The organism is Streptomyces sp. NPDC052396, from assembly GCF_044593195.1.
GTDB lineage: Bacteria > Actinomycetota > Actinomycetes > Streptomycetales > Streptomycetaceae > Streptomyces.
This window is the reverse complement of sequence record NZ_JBIUAW010000041.1, coordinates 377-1,181: the sequence shown is the minus strand read 5'-3', so window position 1 is coordinate 1,181 and position 805 is coordinate 377. Positions and strand designations below refer to the sequence as shown.

Below are 805 nucleotides of genomic sequence, written 5' to 3'. Positions count from 1 at the left end.
CAGCGCGCGGTAGTGGTCGGCGGCTTCCCGGATCGCGGCCAGGCCCTCCTCCCGCCGCCCCACCTCACCCAGATCGACGGAGAGGTTGTTCAAGGCACTGGCGAGGTCGGGCAGGTAGGCGTCCGGGTTCGCCTCGGCCAGCGCGCGGCGCATGCGCACGGCTTCCCGGATCGCGGCCAGGCCTTCCTCCCGCCGCCCCACCTCACCCAACCGGACGGAGAGGTTGTTCAAGGACGTGGCGAGGTCGGGCAGGTAGGCGTCCGGGTTCGCCTCGGCCAGCGCGCGGCGCATGCGCACGGCTTCCTGGACCGCGGCCAGGCCTTCCTCCCGCCGCCCCACCTCACCCAACCGGACGGAGAGGTTGTTCAAGGCACTGGCGAGGTCGGGCAGGTAGGCGTCCGGGTTCGCCTCGGCCAGCGCGCGGTAGTGGTCGGCGGCTTCCCGGATCGCGGCCAGGCCCTCCTCCCGCCGCCCCACCTCACCCAGATCGACGGAGAGGTTGTTCAAGGCACTGGCGAGGTCGGGCAGGTAGGCGTCCGGGTTCGCCTCGGCCAGCGCGCGGCGCATGCGCACGGCTTCCCGGATCGCGGCCAGGCCTTCCTCCCGCCGCCCCACCTCACCCAACCGGACGGAGAGGTTGTTCAAGGACGTGGCGAGGTCGGGCAGGTAGGCGTCCGGGTTCGCCTCGGCCAGCGCGCGGCGCATGCGCACGGCTTCCTGGACCGCGGCCAGGCCTTCCTCCCGCCGCCCCACCTCACCCAACCGGAGGGAGAGGTTGTTCAAGGCACTGGCGAGGTCGGGCAGG

General features: G+C 72.9%; 1 protein-coding gene. It reads right to left on the bottom strand.

The annotated features are described in order from the left end of the window. Positions 1-805: tetratricopeptide repeat protein (locus tag ACIHFE_RS34520; protein ID WP_400113038.1), on the bottom strand; the 805-nt coding region annotated here is incomplete at both ends.